Consider the following 325-nt stretch of genomic DNA (forward strand, 5'->3'; position numbering starts at 1 on the left):
TGGCGGGATCAGGAGTACCGCTACGACCCGTGGGGCAACCTGATCGAGAAGCGCTCGGGGCATAGCAAGCTGCAAAGCTTCAGCTACGACTGCGAGAACCGGCTGGTGCGGGCGGAGACGTTGGTCAATGGCAAGCTGGCAAGCCGAGGCGAGTACCGTTACGACAGCCTTGGGCGGCGGGTGGCCAAGCGGGCTGAGATCAACGGCGAGGTCGAACAGAAGCGCTTTCTGTGGCAAGGCTTGCGGATGCTGCGGGAGGAAACGCCTGGGCAGAACATCCTGTACCTTTACGAGCCGGGTAGTTATGCGCCGTTGGCGCGGGTTG

Annotated in this window: 1 protein-coding gene; it reads left to right on the forward strand. The window is 62.8% G+C overall.

Annotated elements, in window-relative coordinates; translation table 11 throughout:
- Positions 1 to 325 (forward strand): hypothetical protein (locus tag QWI17_RS00805; protein ID WP_302720589.1); only part of this gene is annotated, 325 nt, incomplete at both ends.

Origin of the sequence: Gilvimarinus gilvus (assembly GCF_030518155.1) — a bacterium.
Taxonomy (GTDB): domain Bacteria; phylum Pseudomonadota; class Gammaproteobacteria; order Pseudomonadales; family Cellvibrionaceae; genus Gilvimarinus; species Gilvimarinus gilvus.